The organism is Arenibacter sp. S6351L, from assembly GCF_023016025.1.
GTDB classification, from domain to species: Bacteria; Bacteroidota; Bacteroidia; order Flavobacteriales; family Flavobacteriaceae; genus Arenibacter; species Arenibacter algicola_B.
Window position 1 is genome coordinate 42,019 of the sequence record NZ_JALKBB010000031.1, and the last position, 17,914, is coordinate 59,932.

General features: G+C 39.3%; 14 protein-coding genes. 13 read left to right on the forward strand and 1 reads right to left on the reverse strand.

Annotated features, from left to right (window positions below; all coding sequences use genetic code 11):
* Window position 1 precedes the first annotated feature (1 nt).
* The 6 genes from MWU82_RS20190 to MWU82_RS20215 all read left to right on the forward strand — a co-directional run bounded on the left by MWU82_RS20190 (window position 2) and on the right by MWU82_RS20215 (window position 7,245).
* The gene (locus tag MWU82_RS20190; protein WP_215949403.1) at window positions 2–1,159 is read left to right on the forward strand and encodes a formimidoylglutamase; all 1,158 of its coding nucleotides are present in this window, start codon (window positions 2–4) and stop codon (window positions 1,157–1,159) included.
* Window positions 1,160–1,275: 116 nt separating this feature from the next.
* A complete protein-coding gene (gene gldK / locus MWU82_RS20195) occupies window positions 1,276–2,631 on the forward strand; it encodes a gliding motility lipoprotein GldK (protein WP_247097706.1) in 1,356 nt (451 codons plus the stop codon).
* A gap of 85 nt (window positions 2,632–2,716) precedes the next feature.
* Window positions 2,717–3,367: a gliding motility protein GldL gene (gene gldL, locus MWU82_RS20200; protein ID WP_215949401.1), complete on the forward strand. Its 651-nt coding sequence runs from the start codon at window positions 2,717–2,719 to the stop codon at window positions 3,365–3,367.
* A gap of 58 nt (window positions 3,368–3,425) precedes the next feature.
* Complete coding sequence (gene gldM, locus MWU82_RS20205; protein ID WP_247097707.1) at window positions 3,426–4,994, forward strand: gliding motility protein GldM; 1,569 nt, start codon at window positions 3,426–3,428, stop codon at window positions 4,992–4,994.
* 106 nt (window positions 4,995–5,100) lie between these two features.
* On the forward strand, window positions 5,101–6,003 hold the full coding sequence (gene gldN / locus MWU82_RS20210; protein WP_215949399.1) for a gliding motility protein GldN: 903 nt from the start codon (window positions 5,101–5,103) through the stop codon (window positions 6,001–6,003).
* Window positions 6,004–6,189: 186 nt separating this feature from the next.
* A complete protein-coding gene (locus MWU82_RS20215) occupies window positions 6,190–7,245 on the forward strand; it encodes an FAD-dependent oxidoreductase (protein WP_247097708.1) in 1,056 nt (351 codons plus the stop codon).
* Here MWU82_RS20215 and MWU82_RS20220 read toward each other — a convergent pair.
* The gene (locus tag MWU82_RS20220; RefSeq protein WP_215949397.1) at window positions 7,235–7,627 is read right to left on the reverse strand and encodes a DUF983 domain-containing protein; all 393 of its coding nucleotides are present in this window, start codon (window positions 7,625–7,627) and stop codon (window positions 7,235–7,237) included. The genes MWU82_RS20215 and MWU82_RS20220 overlap by 11 nt on opposite strands.
* Window positions 7,628–7,692: 65 nt before the next feature.
* Between MWU82_RS20220 and MWU82_RS20225 the strand changes: the two genes are divergently transcribed.
* From MWU82_RS20225 to MWU82_RS20255, 7 genes are all read left to right on the forward strand, one after another.
* Window positions 7,693–9,609: an ABC-F family ATP-binding cassette domain-containing protein gene (locus MWU82_RS20225; RefSeq protein ID WP_247097709.1), complete on the forward strand. Its 1,917-nt coding sequence runs from the start codon at window positions 7,693–7,695 to the stop codon at window positions 9,607–9,609.
* A 166-nt stretch (window positions 9,610–9,775) separates the two neighbouring features.
* Window positions 9,776–10,654, forward strand: coding sequence for a hypothetical protein (locus tag MWU82_RS20230; protein WP_247097710.1), 879 nt, complete (start codon window positions 9,776–9,778; stop codon window positions 10,652–10,654).
* A gap of 12 nt (window positions 10,655–10,666) precedes the next feature.
* Window positions 10,667–11,572: a hypothetical protein gene (locus MWU82_RS20235; RefSeq protein WP_215949394.1), complete on the forward strand. Its 906-nt coding sequence runs from the start codon at window positions 10,667–10,669 to the stop codon at window positions 11,570–11,572.
* Between the two features lie 156 nt (window positions 11,573–11,728).
* Window positions 11,729–12,865: an HlyD family efflux transporter periplasmic adaptor subunit gene (locus MWU82_RS20240; RefSeq protein WP_247097711.1), complete on the forward strand. Its 1,137-nt coding sequence runs from the start codon at window positions 11,729–11,731 to the stop codon at window positions 12,863–12,865.
* Window positions 12,865–16,164 (forward strand): efflux RND transporter permease subunit, encoded by a 3,300-nt coding sequence (locus tag MWU82_RS20245; RefSeq protein ID WP_215949392.1) that lies wholly within the window; start codon window positions 12,865–12,867, stop codon window positions 16,162–16,164. Before MWU82_RS20240 ends, MWU82_RS20245 begins: the two co-directional genes overlap by 1 nt.
* A complete protein-coding gene (locus MWU82_RS20250; protein WP_247097712.1) occupies window positions 16,165–17,529 on the forward strand; it encodes a TolC family protein in 1,365 nt (454 codons plus the stop codon).
* Window positions 17,530–17,599: 70 nt separating this feature from the next.
* Window positions 17,600–17,782, forward strand: a complete 183-nt coding sequence (locus MWU82_RS20255; protein ID WP_215949390.1) for a CPXCG motif-containing cysteine-rich protein — start codon at window positions 17,600–17,602, stop codon at window positions 17,780–17,782.
* Window positions 17,783–17,914: the final 132 nt, after the last annotated feature.

Genomic DNA, 17,914 nt, shown 5'->3' on the forward strand with positions numbered 1-17,914 from the left:
TATGGCATTCGATTTTTTAGTACCCGTAAGTGACAGGGTATTGGCCCATTGCGAATTACTTCCGGCCCAAGCATTGGGGAAACACATTTACATGCACACTGCGCGGCATGGTCTGCCCGTGCTGGCAAATGTAAGTGTAGCTATACTAGGGGTCAATGAATCCAGAAATGCTTTTGAGAAAAAACCGGAGCGCCTGGATATTTCCGAAATTAGACTTCAGTTGTATAATTTGATGATGGGGAACTGGAATTCCTCCATCATAGATTTGGGCGATATAGAGGAAGGTGATACCGTAGAGGATACCTATTTCGTAGTCAAGGAAATTGTTGCCGGGCTGCTGGAAGAAAATATTATTCCCATTGTCATTGGCGCAACCCAAGATCTGACCTACCCTACATATAGGGCTTTTGACGGTCTTAAGAATATGGTTAATCTAGTGTCCATAGACAGTAGGTTCGACTTTGGGATGGACGAAGAGCTTATTTCTTCCCATTCCTATATGAGTAAAATAATTACCGACAAGCCCAACAATCTTTTTAACTTCTCGAATATTGGTTATCAAAGTTATTTTAATTCCCAAGAAGAAATGGATCTTATGGAGCGCCTTTTCTTTGATTCCTATAGGTTGGGGGAATTAATTTCCAATATAACCCTGGCGGAGCCCGTGCTTAGAAATGCCCATGTGGTAAGTTTGGATGCGCGTGCTATACGTGCTGCAGATATGGGGTATTCCAGAAACTTTTCTCCCAACGGATTTAACGGAAGGGAAATTTGTGCCATTTCAAGATATGCCGGAATTAGCGACAACGTATCCGTTTTTGGGATTTACGAATGCGAAAATAGCAATCAATCCTTTCAACTTGTTGCCCAAATAATATGGTATTTTATAGAGGGCCTAAACTTTAGGATTCAAGAGTCCCCCAATAGTAATAGTAACGACTTCACCAAGTATACCGTACCTACCGAGGATGAATCCCTCGTCTTTTATAAAAGCCATCTCAGCGAAAGATGGTGGGTAGAGGTACCTTCAATTTTAACTTCACATACTAAAACAAATTCACCCGCGTTATTACCATGCACTGAATTGGATTATCTGGATGCATGTAATCAAAATATTCCTGAGCGGTGGTTTAAAGCCTACAAAAAAGGGTTTAATTGAAATAATAAATTTAGGGTATAAAAACAATATTTATACAATAAATTATTTAAAAATAAGTTTTAGAGAATAATACTTGTGTTTGCATTTATAATCATAATCGAAATTTAACCTAACGTATGAAGAAGCTATTGTTGTCATCTATAGCATTTGTTTTTTTACTCTCAAGTTGTGGGTCCAAAACAAAAGGAGAGCTGGTCGGAGCTCAAGGAAAAAAGTGGTATCCTGAAAAACCCTATGGTATGGAATTGATTCCAAGAGGAGCATTCATCATGGGTAAGAGTGAGGAAGATCAGGCTAAGGTACTAAACGCCCCGACAAAGACTGTAACTGTTCGATCTTTCTACATGGATGATACGGAAATCACGAATAGTGAATATCGTCAATTTGTAGAATGGGTAAAAGACTCCATTGCAAGAACCCGTTTGGCTATCTTGGCCGATGAGTTGGGATTGGGGCCAGAAGATGGAGGTATAGGGGACTACGCCTTCAAGGATGCCGATACCACAAAATTGTCTGCCTACGATAAGTACATGCTGAACAATTATGCCGGTATGGGAGAAACAGGCTACGAAGGCAGGGCATTGAATAGAAAACAGAGCTTAACCTGGGATACTTCCAAATATCCGGATGAGTATTATGCCGAGGTAATGGACTCCCTGTATATTTCCCAAGAGGAATCCTATAATGGCCAACGCCATATAGATGTTACCAAATTGAAATACAAATACACCTGGATGGATATTGAAGCAGCAGCTCGTGCCAAAAAGGGAAGTAGAAAGAATTTCATAAAACAAGAAGAATTGGAAATATATCCGGATACTACGGTATGGATAAAAGATTTTGCCTATTCTTATAACGAACCAATGCACAACGATTACTTCTGGCATGATGCCTATAGTGATTATCCTGTAGTGGGTGTTTCTTGGCAACAGGCCCAGGCGTTTTGTAACTGGAGAACTAAATTTAAGAACGACGATCAAAAAAGTAGGGGCAAGCAATTTGTCAACCGTTTTAGACTACCGACCGAAGCGGAATGGGAATATGCTGCAAGAGGAGGTATAGAAGGAGGAACATACCCATGGGGTGGACCTTATGTGATCAGTGATACTGGTTGTTTTATGGCCAACTTTAAGCCACAACGAGGAGATTATGCAGCGGATCAAGCCCTGTATACGGTAGAGGCAAAAGCCTACGAGCCCAATGATTATAACCTTTATAATATGGCAGGTAACGTTTCCGAATGGACCAACAGTAGTTATGACCCAAATTCCTATGAATATGTGTCTACGATGAACCCAAATGCGGAATCTACACAAAATGCAAGAAAAGTTATTAGAGGTGGATCTTGGAAAGATGTTGCTTATTTCCTACAGGTAAGCACCAGGGATTACGAATACCAGGATTCGGCACGTAGTTATATCGGTTTTAGAACCGTACAGGATTACATGGGAGAGGAAGACTCTACCAATTAGAATATAAAATAAAGAAGACCTTTATATTGAATCAAACGTTAAACCAAATACTTATTATTAACATTACTTAATTAAATTTAAAATTATGGCACAGTCAAAATCAACTAAGAAATTATTTAACATGGCCTACGGCCTTGGTGCATCTGTAGTAATTATAGGAGCATTATTTAAGATCCTTCACTGGCAATTTGGCCCACTTACGGGAGGATTATTATTGGCAATCGGACTTATTACCGAAGCATTAATTTTTGCCATCAGTGCATTTGAGCCAGTAGATGACGAATACGATTGGTCATTGGTATACCCGGAATTAAACGGAGGTGCTGCCTCAGGGAAATCAAATTCCAATGCTGAAATGAAGGAGGCTGAAGCTTCTTTATCCAAAAAATTGGATGATTTGTTAAAAGAAGCCGGTGTAGATGCCAACCTTATGGAAAGTCTTGGATCTAGCATTAGAAACTTTGAAGGTGCTGCCAAAGGTATAGCCCCTACTGTTGATGCTATGGAATCTACTAAAAAGTATTCTGATGAAATGGTACAAGCTGCCGCTCAAATGGAATCTTTGAACAGTCTTTACAAAGTACAATTGGAAAGCGCAAGCAGACAAGCATCTATCAACGAGGAAGTGGTGCAGAATTCAAGTGCCCTTAAAGAGCAAATGGAATCTTTGGCAACCAACCTTTCTTCTTTGAACGGAGTTTACGGTGGTATGTTATCTGCAATGAATAGAAACTAATTAGTTACAATTCAATAACCAAACCCAAATCAATTAATAATTAAAACTAATTAGAAAAATGGCAGGAGGAAAAGCAACACCACGTCAGAAGATGATCAACCTAATGTACTTGATCTTCATCGCGATGTTGGCCCTAAATATGGGAAAAGAAGTTCTATCGGCTTTCGGTCTTATGAACGAAAAGTTAGAAGCTTCTAACATAAAAACCACGGAAAACAATACTGCTTTCCTAAGTGGTCTTGAAACCAAAGCATCTGAAAATGCTGAGAAATTTGGCCCTCTTTTGGAGGACGCCAAGAAAATAAAGGAATTGTCCGCAGAGTATTACCTATACTTGGAAAACTTGAAAAAGGAGATGATGGCCGATGTTGAGGATCCAAAAGATTATCAAGTAATGGACAAGACCGATTATTTAGATCAACGTTTTTTCCAGGGAGACCAACTTGGAGCAGATGGTAAAGAGTTCTTGGATCGCTTGGTGAACTATCGTACCCAGATTGCTGCAGTAATGCCTAAAGAATTGGAGTCTGTAAAGTCTTCCGTAAATTCTAGGTTCGAAACTGGAGATGAGAACGGTAAGGTTACAAAAAGGGATGGTTCCAAGCAAGATTGGTTGAACTATAACTTTGAAGGTTATCCTTTGGTTGCATCATTGACCAAGATCACTTCTCTTCAGGCAGATATTAAAGCCACAGAAGAAGATGCCCTAAAAGCAATGCTTCAAGGACAATTGAGCAGTGAGGTTTCCATGACCAATTATACCACTTTGTTGGAGCAAGAAAAATCTGCCTTTTATGCAGGTGAAAAATTTGCAGGAAATATTGTATTGGGTCGTAAAGATGCCACTACAAAACCTAATGAAGTTAACTTGACCCTAGATGGTAGAAAGTTAAATGAAGGTTCCGATTATGTAATCGAGGACGGTAAGGTAAGGTTAACCGTAAGTGCTGGAAGTGCTGGTGATCATAAGATTGAAGGTAACTTGGTGTTTATGCAGGATGGAGAGCGTACAGAAGTGCCAGTATCCTCTACATTTGCCACTATTACCAAACCAAATGCCGCTGTAATTTCAGCTGATAAGATGAATGTTGTTTATCGTGGTGTTTCAAACCCTATAACCATATCCATACCTGGTATACCTGATAACAACGTAACTGCATCTGCTCCAGGACTTAGTAAGCAGAGTGGAAGTAAATACGCTATGAATCCTGGTACAGGAAGAACCGTTTCTATAACTGCTTCAGGTAAATTACCTGATGGACAAATGATCAAAACTTCATCTGAGTTTAGGATTAAGGATATTCCAAGACCTTCAGGATCCGTAAGAGGAGAATCCGGAAGCGCTAAAATGGGTAAAAACAACCTAGAGATCTCTACTATTGGAGCTTTATTGGAAGACTTTGATTTTGATCTTAACCTTGCGGTTAGTGGATTCAAATTTAAAGTTCCAGGACAGCCAACTGTAGATGTAAACGGTAACAAATTGGATGCTAGAGCCAAGTCTGCCCTTAAAAGAGCAAGCCGTGGCGATGCCGTTCAGATATTCGATATCGAGGCTTACATTACAAATAACAAAGGCTATAAGCTTAAAAAGGTATCTCCTGTTGTTGTGGAGATAACAAACTAGTAAAAATGTTGTGAAATGGCCATGGCAAATGAAGAATGTTTACCATGGCTAATTCACCAGTCAAACTTTGGTAGGACTGAAGATTAAAAACAATAAATTTAAACAGATGAATTGGAAAAATGTTTTATTAATTGGAGTAGTGGTCCTGTTACCATTGTCTATTTCCGCCCAGGCAAATATTCTAAATGCCAAATTACCGGAAGAGATAGGGAAGAAGACAGAAGCGCAAATTGCTAAGGATAACGACGCTCCTTTACCTTACGCCTATGTGGACGACAGGGATATTCTCTGGTCCAAAACCGTTTGGGAGGTAATCGACTTGGACGAGCGTGTAAACTTTCCACTGTATTATCCTTTGGACACCATTGATATAGGTCCGGACAGAAGGTCCTTGTACGATGTGTTGATCAAAAATATCAAAAACGGAAAATTGCAAGATGTTTATGTAGATTCCTATTTTACAGAAAAAAGAAAGTTCAGCGATTTGGCTGCAACTTTGCAAAAAGTGGATACTACAGACTACGGTTACGAGCAGTATAATGCGGGAGAGCCTATTTCTCCTGAATATATCAATCGTAGGAACCTTACTGCTGCCGATTTGGAAGAGTACCTTATTAAAGGAATCTGGTATTTCGACAAAAGATTGGGTGAATTAAAATACCGATTGTTGGGTATTGCACCTGTAGCTCCGGATGTTAACTTTATAGATGATGAGTCTATGGATTTGGCCGAGGCAAAAGTTCCATTGTTCTGGGTATGGTATCCTAGTGCAAGACAAATATTACATGAGGCCAAAGTGTTTAACCAACGGAATTCCGCGCAGCCTATTTCTTTTGATATGTTGCTGAATGCAAGAAGATTCAATGCAACGATCTATAAAGAAGATAACGTGCATGGAGACCGTGAGGTTAAGGACTATATTGCTGATAATGCCTTGTTCCAATTATTGGAATCCAAACGAATTAAGGAGGTTATCCGAGATAGGGAACAAGATATGTGGGCCTACTAGCCTTAATAATATTCCAATTCACATATAAAGCTAAGCGCCACATCCTAAGATGTGGCGCTTCTTTTTTGTTTTGTTTTGAGGAGGATTTTGAATTTTTGACTAGATATTAAAATGTGCTTGTTTTGCGGATTATGATTATTATTTCAATTTGATGAAGATTTGGATTTCCTTCTCTACTTTTGCAAAATGGTAGATTATCTAATTGTGGGTCTGGGTTTGGCCGGTATTTCCTTTTGTGAAGTATTGGAGAAAAATAAAAAATCGTTTAAAGTTATCAGTGATGATTCCCAAACTTCTTCCGTGGTAGCAGGGGGGCTATATAATCCGGTTACCCTTAAACGTTTTACATTAGCCTGGAATGCCATAGAACAGTTAGATCTGGCCATACCTTTCTATTCAGAATTGGAAAAGAAATTAGAGATCCAATTGGATTACAAGATTCCGATCCTAAGGCGTTTTGCCAGTATAAATGAACAGAACCTTTGGTTTGAGGCTTCGGACAAACCTAATTTAGGCCATTTTGTGGCCCCAAAAATACTTTCCAACCATAATCCCAACATTGAAGCGCCATATGGCTATGGGGAAGTATTGCATACTGGTAGGATAGATACTGCTGTTTTATTAAGGCACTACGGGCAGTATCTGGGGAATAAAAATTTATTGCTTAGGGAAACCTTTGATTTCGAAGCCCTAAAGTTACAAGGTGGATCTGTGGAATACCGTGGTTCAAAGGCTAAGAACATAGTTTTTGCAACAGGGTTTGGGATAAAAAATAATCCATATTTCAATTATTTGCCGCTCAATGGTACCAAAGGTGAATTGTTGACCATTAAGGCGCCGGCTTTAAAAGAGGAGCGGGTTATAAAATCCTCTGTTTTCATTATTCCCTTGGGCAAGGATCTGTATAGGGTAGGAGCTACTTATAAATGGAAAGATAAAAGCAATACTCCCACTGAAGAATGCAAACAGGAGCTTTTGCAAAAGTTGGACACCTTCCTAAAATGTCCATATGAAGTTGTTGACCATGTAGCTGGAATAAGGCCAACGGTAAGTGATAGGAAACCTCTTGTAGGCAGGCATCCGGAACATGAAAACATGTATTTGCTCAATGGTTTAGGTTCCCGTGGGGTCATGATTGCGCCAATGGCGTCCAGGCATCTCTATGCTCTAATTGAAAATAAAGAGGCTATGGTGCCCGAAATGGACCTATCCCGTTTTACCAAGAAGCATTTTAGGAACTGACCTTGGTGTTGGCCTTTGGGTCGTATTTTATAAAAAAATTGATCCATATGTTTCTTGAAACCCTAATAATAAAAGGCATAAATACGATCATTGTAACAATGATGGCAATAAAGGTGTTTATCAAGGTGGCGTTGAAAAATAAAAAGGAAATCACGAAAGCCGCTACGGCAAAGGCAACACCTACACCATAACTAACATACATGGCCCCGTAGAAAAAAGAGGGTTCTATTTTATATTTGGTACCACAATGCGAGCAACGCTCGTTCATTTTGAAGATATTGCCCAAATGGTATGGGTTTTTGTCCTGATACATACTCTCTTCATGACATTTAGGACAAGTTCCTGTTAAAATGCTGTAGAGTTTGTTTCCTTTTTTTAACATTTGCAAAAAGTTTCTACAAAATTACATTTTTGTAGCATTAATCAGTGTAACATTAGTCACCAAATATGCTTAATATCCACAATCTCTCCGTTTCTTTTGGAGGAGAATATCTGTTTGAAGAAATATCTTTCCGTTTAAATTCCGGGGATCGAGTTGGTCTAATAGGAAAAAATGGGGCGGGTAAATCTACGCTTTTGAAAATTTTATCCAAGGATATGCCCATAGATTCTGGAACTATAGCCTCTGATAAAGATATTAAAATGGGATTCTTACGGCAGGATATCGATTTTGATCTTGGAAGGACGGTTCAGGAAGAGGCCCATCAGGCCTTTGAGGAGATAAAGGCTTTGGAGCTTAGGTTGGATGAAATTAACCATCAGCTGGCCGAACGTACGGACTATGAAAGTGAGGCTTATAATCAGTTAATTATAGACTTGAACGATGTAACCCACCACTATGAGATATTGGGAGGTTACAATTATCAGGGCGAAACGGAAAAGGTATTGTTGGGCCTTGGTTTCAAACGTGAAGATTTTGATCGTAAAACGGAAACCTTTTCCGGAGGTTGGCGGATGCGGATAGAATTGGCCAAGCTTTTATTACAGAGTAATGACGTGCTTTTGTTGGATGAGCCAACAAACCACTTGGATATAGAATCAATAATTTGGTTGGAGAATTTCCTGAAGAATTATGCGGGGGGTGTAATGATAGTCTCTCACGATAAGATGTTTTTGGATAATGTTACCAATAGGACCATTGAAATTTCCTTGGGAAGAATATATGATTACAATAAGCCCTATTCCAAATATTTGGTGCTTCGGAACGAAATAAAGCAACAGCAATTAAATGCCCAGAAGAATCAAGAGAAGGAAATACAGCAGGCAGAAAGATTGATTGAAAAGTTCAGGGCCAAATCCACAAAGGCTTCCATGGCACAGTCATTGATCAAGAAGCTCGATAAAATGGAGCGGATAGAGGTTGATGAGGATGACAATAGTGTAATGAACTTGAGATTTCAAATTTCCGTTACCCCTGGTAAAGTTGTAACGGAAATAGAAGGCTTGTCCAAGAGCTATGGGGATAACCATGTACTAAAGAAAATAGACCTGTTGATAGAGCGTGACTCCAAGACCGCCTTTGTTGGACAAAATGGCCAAGGGAAATCCACTCTGGCAAAAATAATGGTGGGAGATTTGGACCATAAGGGGCATCTAAAATTAGGGCATAATGTTCAAATTGGCTATTTCGCACAAAATCAGGCAGAATATTTGGATGGGGAAAAGACTATTTTGGATACCATGATAGATGCGGCAAATGAAAAGAACAGAAGTAAAGTAAGGGATATATTGGGGTCTTTTTTATTTAGGGGCGATGAGGTGGAGAAATATGTAAAAGTACTATCCGGAGGTGAGCGGAACAGATTGGCCCTCGCAAAAATGTTGCTACAGCCTTTTAATGTGTTGGTTATGGATGAGCCGACAAACCATTTAGACATTAAATCCAAGAATGTCCTAAAGCAGGCCCTTCAGAATTTTGATGGAACCTTGATATTAGTGAGTCACGATCGGGATTTTTTACAGGGACTTACCAACAAGGTTTATGAATTTAAAGATGGTAGTATTAAGGAATATCTTGGGGATATCGATTTCTATTTGGAACAGAGAAAAGTTGAGGATTTCCGGGCAATAGAAAAGAAACAAACAGTAGTCCAAAAGAAAGAAAAATCCCAGGAGAAACACATCGATTTCGAAGATCAAAAAAAGATAAAATCCCTAAAAAATAGGTTAAGTTCAACGGAAAGTGATATTGCCCGTTTAGAAAAGGAGATAGCGGGAATTGATCATGACCTACTCATGAATTACGACGCAACAATTGCAAAGGCCAATTTTTTCGACACTTATCAGAAGAAAAAAAAGAACCTGGAAAACCTAATGAAAACGTGGGAAAATATCACTTTGGAACTTGAAGAATTCTCTTTGTAGGAAAAAAAACTAGGAGGACAAATTTCTTTCACCACAACTTTTTGCACTTTCACAACAAATATGGGCCTTTCGGGCTTATTTCATCGAATATTTTTGCTGTTTAACGAACAATAATCTTATTTTGTAGGACAATTCTTATTCGTTATTTAGGATAAAAGTGAAATATATGAAAAAAAGCATACTTATGCTATTTGTGGTTTTAATTGGGCAATTTTTGTCAGGGCAGGTTACCGGTCTGGAAAAAAATGTACTTATAGACCTCTATAACAGTGCAAAGGGTGATACCTGGACTAAAAGTTGGGATCTAAATGCCCCGGTTTCTACCTGGGAGGGTGTAACCCTGGAGAACAATAAGGTGGTTTCCATTAATTTAATGAATAACAACCTTAGGGGGAGCATACCAAATTCAATAGGGGACCTAAAGAATTTAAAAGTATTGAACCTTGCCTTGAATAATATTGGTGGGAGTATCCCAGAAAGTATAACGGAATTAAAAAAATTGGTTGTACTAAGGTTGGGTAAAAATAAGATAACAGGGATGATTCCTAAAAATATTGGAAGCCTTGAAAGGCTTCTTGTGTTGGATCTATTTTATAACCACCTTTCTGGAGAATTGCCTCTAAGCATGGGTGAGATCAAAAGTTTAAGGGTAATCTTACTTTCCCATAACGGATTAAGTGGTTCTATTCCTTTAACCTTTGGAAATTTAAAAGATTTAGAGCGTTTGGAGTTGGGCGATAATAATTTTAGTGGGGTAGTGCCGGATAGTCTGGAAAACCTGACCAAGCTTAAAATGCTTGTTTTGGCGGAAAACCGATTCAGGGGGGAATTTCCGGAGGATATCTTGAGCCTTCCTAATCTAAAATTGGTACAACTTCAAAATAATAGATTTGGCGAAAATGATTTCAGTAACGATGCTGGTAAAAATAAGTTTGCCCTTTTTGATTTTGATGGAAGTAATCACAGGAACTTTGATCTTAATAAAATAAATAGTGATAAGGACGTTAGAACGGCCGATACCAGATTTGAAGATAGTTTTAATTAAAAGAATATGTATATGATACAACAAAAATTACATAGAGCTTACGTTTTTGGGGTGATTGTATTTTGTTTGGTATTTACCACGGCGGTGAATGCCATGGTTCCAAAGAGCGAAAAAAACGTACTATTGGAACTTTACAAAAGTACCCAAGGCCAAAAATGGAATACTACATGGGATGTTAATGCCCCTGTTGATACTTGGTTTGGGGTGACGGTCCAAAACGGGCATGTGGTGGAAATAAACCTTTTTAGGAATAACCTTGTAGGTAGCCTACCGGAAAGTATAGGGGATTTGAAACACTTGGTGAATCTAAACCTTGCTTTCAATGTCATAAGTGGGGAAATTCCGAAAAGTATGGCCCAGTTAAGTAAATTGGAGGTGTTGAAACTGGAGATGAATAGGTTGGAAGGCGAAATACCTTCAGAAATAGGGGATATGAAATCGTTGGTAAAACTTTCTGCTTTTAATAATTTCCTAAGCGGAAGAATACCCGAAAGTCTTGGAAACATTCAAACCCTAAAAGAACTTAATTTATCCAGCAATAATCTTACGGGGCGTATACCAAATTCATTGGGAGAGCTTTCTAAGTTGGAGAGTTTGGGACTTTTTGAAAATAAATTGTTCGGTTCTATTCCTGGAGAATTGGGGAAATTGGGTGAATTAAAGGAGTTGGTGCTGGCGAACAATGAACTTGGTGGGGAAATTCCCAAGGAGTTTGGACAATTGTCAAGCCTAAAAGTCCTTCAAATTCAGAATAACAATATTTTCTCTTTTGATAATATGGAAAGCATGAATTCTGGTCAATTCCTTGTCTTTGATTATGATAAGGTAGAAGTAGAAAAAGAAAATAAGTATAAGGATTTTGATGTCATTAAAACAAGAATGGCAGATACGAAGTTTGAGGATGAAATGGAGGAATAGTAATTACTTAAAAATAAGTTGGTTTGGTTAGAAGGAATACAATTTGTATTCCTTTTTTTTTGATTATCATCGTATTTAGGAACTTTAAGATACATTTAACAAGAATCCCTTAAACTAATAGATAGTTTTGCAGTCAAACCAACTTATAGACCCTTTATGAACTCTAGAAAAATTGCATTATCTATTATTGGGGGTCTCCTAATAATAGGCTCCTTTTTTGGTGCAAAATATATTATCAATAGTAAGACCACTCCAAAACCACGACCAGAAAAAGTAGTAAAGACAGTTGTTGTAGAGAAGGTCAAGAATGGTAATGTGCCAATTATTGTTCCTGCAAACGGAAATCTTGTGGCCAAAAGAAGGGTGGAGCTATACGCGGAGGTCCAAGGTGTTTTTAAAGCTGGAAACAAATTATTTAAACCCGGGCAGGAATATAGGGCAGGCGAAATACTTATAAGAATAGATGCTGCCGAATATTATGCCAACGTTCAATCTTCCAAAAGTAATTTATACAATTTAATCACTTCCATAATGCCGGACCTTCGGTTGGACTATCCGGAGGTGTTTGATAAATGGCAAACATTTCTGGCCAATTTTGATATAAACAAAAATATTCCTCCCCTTCCTGAAATGTCTATGGACAAGGAAAAATATTTTATTTCCGGGCGAGGAATTTTGACCAATTACTACACCATAAAAAATTTAGAGCAAAGATTGGCCAAATACACTATAGCGGCACCTTTTAATGGGGTCTTGACCGAAGCATTGGTCACAGAGGGTACCTTGGTCAGGTCTGGTCAAAAATTGGGCGAATTTATCAATACCAACGATTATGAACTGGAGGTTGCCATTAGCAAAACCTACAGCGATCTACTGAATGTTGGCGAGGTGGTGGAACTAAAAAGTATAGATAGAAACAAAACCTACCAAGGGAAAGTTACAAGGATAAATGGCCGTGTAGATTTGGCTTCCCAGACCATTACCGCCTTTATAGAGGTAAAGGATCCGGACCTTAGGGAGGGGATGTACCTTGAGGCCCATCTTAAAGCCAAGGAAGAGCCAAATGCTATTGAGATAAATAGGAGTTTATTGCTGGAAACCGAAGAAATATTTGTGGTCAGGGACTCTGTATTGGATTTAATACCGGTGAAGCCGGTTTATTTTTCGGATAACAGGGTGGTTTTAAAGGATGTGCCAGACGGAATAACAATTCTATCAAAACCGGTTATGGGAGCCTATGCTGGAATGTTGGTAAAAGTATTTAATGACCAAGTAACCAACAACCAGGAATAATGAGGAATATTATAGCCTATTTTATAAAGTACCACGTGGCCGTAAATGTCATAATTGTGGCTTTCCTTATTTTTGGTATCGTAGGGGCCTTATCATTAAAATCCTCGTATTTTCCACTAACCGACTCTAAAAACATTACTATAAATGTTACCTATCCAGGTGCTTCCCCCCAAGAAGTGGAGGAGGGCATTGTACTTAAGATAGAGGATAACCTAAAAGGTTTGGAGGGTGTGGACCGGGTTACTTCCACTTCAAGGGAAAACAGCGGTATTATAAATGTGGAGATAGAGAAGGGCAGGGATATAGACTTTATGCTCTTGGAAGTTAAAAATGCCGTAGACAGGGTGCCTTCGTTCCCAACGGGTATGGAGCCTTTGGTGGTCTCCAAGTTGGAGGCGGTACGGCAAACCATTAGTTTTGCTATTAGTGGTGAAAATATAAGTTTGTCTGCTTTGAAGCAGATAGGCAGGCAGGTGGAGAACGATATCAGGGCTATGGAGGGCATCTCCCAGATCAGTATTACCGGATATCCTGCCGAAGAAATAGAGATTGCCGTGAACGAGAATAGCCTTTTGGCTTATAATGTGTCATTTGAGGAGGTAGCCCAAGCCGTTTCTAATGCCAATATTTTGGTTACCGGGGGTAATATTAAGACTAGCGCTGAGGAATTTCTAATCAGGGCCAACAATAGGTCGTATTATGGAAATGAATTATCAAATGTAATCGTTAGGGCAAATGCTTCCGGGCAAACGGTACGGCTAAAGGATGTGGCAGTTATTAGGGATAGGTTTTCAGAAACGCCCAATGCTACTTATTTTAATGGAAATCTAGCCGTAAATATAGCCATTACAAGTACCAATACCGAAGATTTAATAACATCATCCGAAAAGGTAAAGGAATATATAGAAGAGTATAATCAAAAGCATAACAACGTAAAGTTGAGTGTGGTCAGCGATCAGTCCGTAACACTCACGCAACGCACGCAATTGTTGACAGAAAATGCCATTATGGGGATGATTTTGGTACTCATCTTCCTTTCACTGTTTCTTAATACCAGATTGGCGTTCTGGGTGGCCTTCGGCTTACCTGTTGCATTTTTGGGAATGTTTGTGTTTGCAGGATTCTTTGACGTAACCATAAACGTATTGTCCCTTTTTGGAATGATTATCGTAATCGGTATTTTGGTGGATGATGGTATTGTAATAGCCGAAAATATTTATCAGAACTACGAAAAGGGTAAGCCCCCCATACAAGCAGCGGTAGATGGTGTTATGGAGGTACTGCCTCCTATTATTTCGGCCATCATCACTACGATATTGGCATTTTCCATATTCCTATTTTTGGATAGTAGGATAGGGGAATTTTTTGGGGAAGTTTCGGTAATTGTAATTTTAACCTTGGTGGTGTCCTTGATCGAGGCCTTAATTATCTTACCAGCGCATTTGGCCCATTCCAAAGCCCTTCAGCCATTGGACAACAAACCTAAAACGGGAATAGCCAAGTTGTTTGCGAAATTAAGGGTCATCAATGAATGGGGCGATAGCTTTATGGTATGGATGCGCGATAAATTATATGGGCCGGTTCTGCGCTTTTCGCTCCGCTATAAAATTCTGATGTTTTCTATATTCGTAATGTTATTGTTTTTGAGTTTCGGTTCCATAGGGGGCGGAATTATCAGAACTGCGTTTTTTCCACGGGTGGCAAGTGACCGGGTGTCCGTAGACTTGCTAATGCCTAATGGGACACATGAAAGGGTAACCGATTCCATTATTAGTTTAATTGAGGAAAAGGCCAAAATTGTGGACCAGGAGCTAACGGAAAAGTACTTAAAGGGGACTGGTAAAAAGCTTTTTGAAAACATGATAAGGAAAGTGGGACCTGGTTCCTCCACGGCCTCGCTGGATATTAACCTCTTACCTGGGGAAGAAAGACCAGACGCAATACGGTCGGATTTGATTACCAATAGATTGCAGGAATTGGTAGGTCCGGTTATTGGGGTTGAAAGTCTGATCTATGGTTCGGGTGGCAATTTTGGGGGTAGCCCCGTTTCGGTTTCCCTATTGGGTAATAATATAGTGGAATTAAAAGAAGCAAAAAAAGAGCTTAAGGCCATTTTGCAGAATAATGCCCTTTTAAAGGATGTCGCGGACAATGATCCGGCGGGAATCAAGGAAATACGATTGGAGCTGAAGGAGAATGCCTATTTAATGGGATTGGACTTAAGAAGTGTTATGAATCAGGTGCGGGCCGGATTTTTTGGGGCCCAGGCTCAGCGCTTTCAACGTGGGCAGGATGAAATTAGGGTGTGGGTGCGTTACGACCGCTCTGACCGATCGTCTATCAACGATTTGGACGATATGAGGATCAGCACTCCCAGTGGGAGTAAGGTTCCGTTAAAGGAAATTGCAAGTTACGTAATAGTACGGGGGGATGTTGCCATTAACCATTTGGAAGGTCAGCGCGAAATTCAGGTTTCGGCAGATATTAAGGATGATAAGACCACTAGTGCTACCGATATTATGAACGAAATAAGGACGGTTATAATGCCGGATATCCATTCTAGATATCCCACGGTAACTGCATCCTATGAAGGTCAGAACAGGGAGACCGCCAAGCTTTTTGGATCTTTAAAATTTGTGGGCCTATCCGTTTTGCTGTTGATCTATATTACCATAGCCTTTACCTTCAGGAGTTTTAGTCAACCCCTTATGTTGATTATTTTAGTGCCGTTTAGTATTACCGCTGTGGCCTGGGGTCACTGGATCCATGATTTTCCTATCAACGTTTTGTCCATGTTGGGTATTATAGCATTAATAGGAATTATGGTAAACGACGGCTTGGTACTTATTGGGAAATTTAATGGTAATCTAAGGGAAGGAATGAAGTTTGATGATGCCATTTATGAAGCCGGTAAATCTAGGTTTAGGGCAATATTTTTGACTTCTATTACGACCATTGCCGGTTTGGCACCATTGCTTTTGGAAAAAAGTAGACAGGCACAATTTTTGAAACCAATGGCCATATCCATTGCTTATGGAATTGGGTATGCAACCGTTTTGACCTTATTGATGTTGCCTTTGTTTTTGGCCTTTAGTAATAAAATAAAAGTAGGTTCCAAATGGTTGATCACCGGAAAAAAAGTGACCAAGGAAGAGGTGGAACGGGCAATAAAGGAACAAATGGAAGAAAGTCATATGCAAAATTTTGAAAAACATGAGCAGAATGGTCGTTCTCCCGAAATATCAACTTCGTTAGAGGATGAAACCGTACTATCTAACGAATTGGAAGACAATAAGTAAATGGGATATAAATATATAATTGCAGGCCTGCTAATTGGTTTTTGCGGAGTTGTAAGTGCTCAAGAGGAGTTATTGTCCAAGGATGCTGCCGTATCATTGGCCTTGGAAAACAATTTTGGAATTAAGGTTGCCAAAAATCAGGTGGCCATTGCCGACAATAACGCGGGAATCTTGAACTCTGGTTATTTGCCCAGACTTACTGGGACGGCCGGAGCCACCTATAACGATTTTAATAGTACTACAGAGTACCCGGGACAATTTGAAACCAATGGAGATCCTAGACAGGATTTGGAAATTAAAAATGCGGAGTCCCAAGTGTATAATGCAGGACTTAATTTAAACTATACCCTCTTCGATGGTATGGGCAGACTTTATAATTTTAAGCGATTAAAAGAACAGTATCAATTGTCTGAGCTGCAAGCTAGGGAAACCATAGAAAATACTATTCTCCAATTATTTAGTGTGTATTATGAAATTGCCAGGCTTACCGAAAACGAGAATGTTTTAAGACAGGCCTTGGAAATTTCCAAGGACCGGATCAAAAGAGCGGAATATTCCTTTGAATACGGACAGAATACGAAATTGGACATCTTAAATGCCCAAGTAGATGTTACCAACGATAGTATTGGTTTAATGAACGTTCAGCAGAACTTGGCCAATGCAAAAAGGGATTTGAATGTGGTGCTCAATCAAAATCTCAATGAGACATTTGTAGTGGATACCCTGGTAACTTTTATTCCAAAATTACAGTTGGAGGATTATATTGCCCAGTCGAAAGAGAACAATGTGGCCATACTTCAGACAGAGCGCAATATGGCCATAAACGAGTATGATATTAAGGTAAATAGATCGGGATATCTGCCTACCTTGGGGTTAAGCGGTAGCTACGGGTGGAATTTGAACCAAAGTGCGGCAACTTCATTTCTCCCTGGTCAAATTATACCTGGAAGCAATAGGAACAGTTTAAATTTGGCATTGGGTGCCAACCTTACTTGGAATTTATTTGACGGTGGCGGAACAACCGTAAGAGTGAAAAATGCCAAAATAGCCTATGAGAACCAGGAAATATTCAAGGAACAAGTAATACTTGAAGTGGATAGGGATATTTTGAATGCCTTGGAAATCTATGAAAACAGGTTGCAGATATTCAAAATCCAGGAACAGAACGTTGTGACCAATCAAAATAATTTTGAACGGTCCAGGGAGCAATTTCAATTGGGACGTATAACATCCATAGAATTTAGGCAGGCCCAAATAAACTTGCTCAACGCACAGACCAATAAGAATTTGGCCAAATACGATGCCAAGTTGGCGGAATTACAGCTGTTACAATTAACTGGGCAGTTGTTGTCGGTAGAATTTTGATAGATTTGCATTCCGGTCCAATTGGAATAAAGCAGACTTTTTATTGCTATAAAGTTTAAGCTATTTATCCATGTACGAACACTACTTTCAATGTCCATATTGCTGGGAAGAAATATCCATGTTGTTGGATCCCTCCATTTCCCGACAGACCTATGTGGAAGATTGTGAGGTTTGTTGTAATCCTATATCTGTTACTCCGGTTTTTAATGAAGGGGAGCTAATTTCATTTGAGGCTTTGGATATTGGTCAATAACATGTTGGGAAAACCAATGTTTCCCATAAAAAAAAGACAGCCTAAATGTATGTATTTAAGCTGTCCTTTTTAAAGTCCGTATTATAGTCTAAATTTATTAGTGAAACTCAATTTTGAGAAGTCAGTAAGACG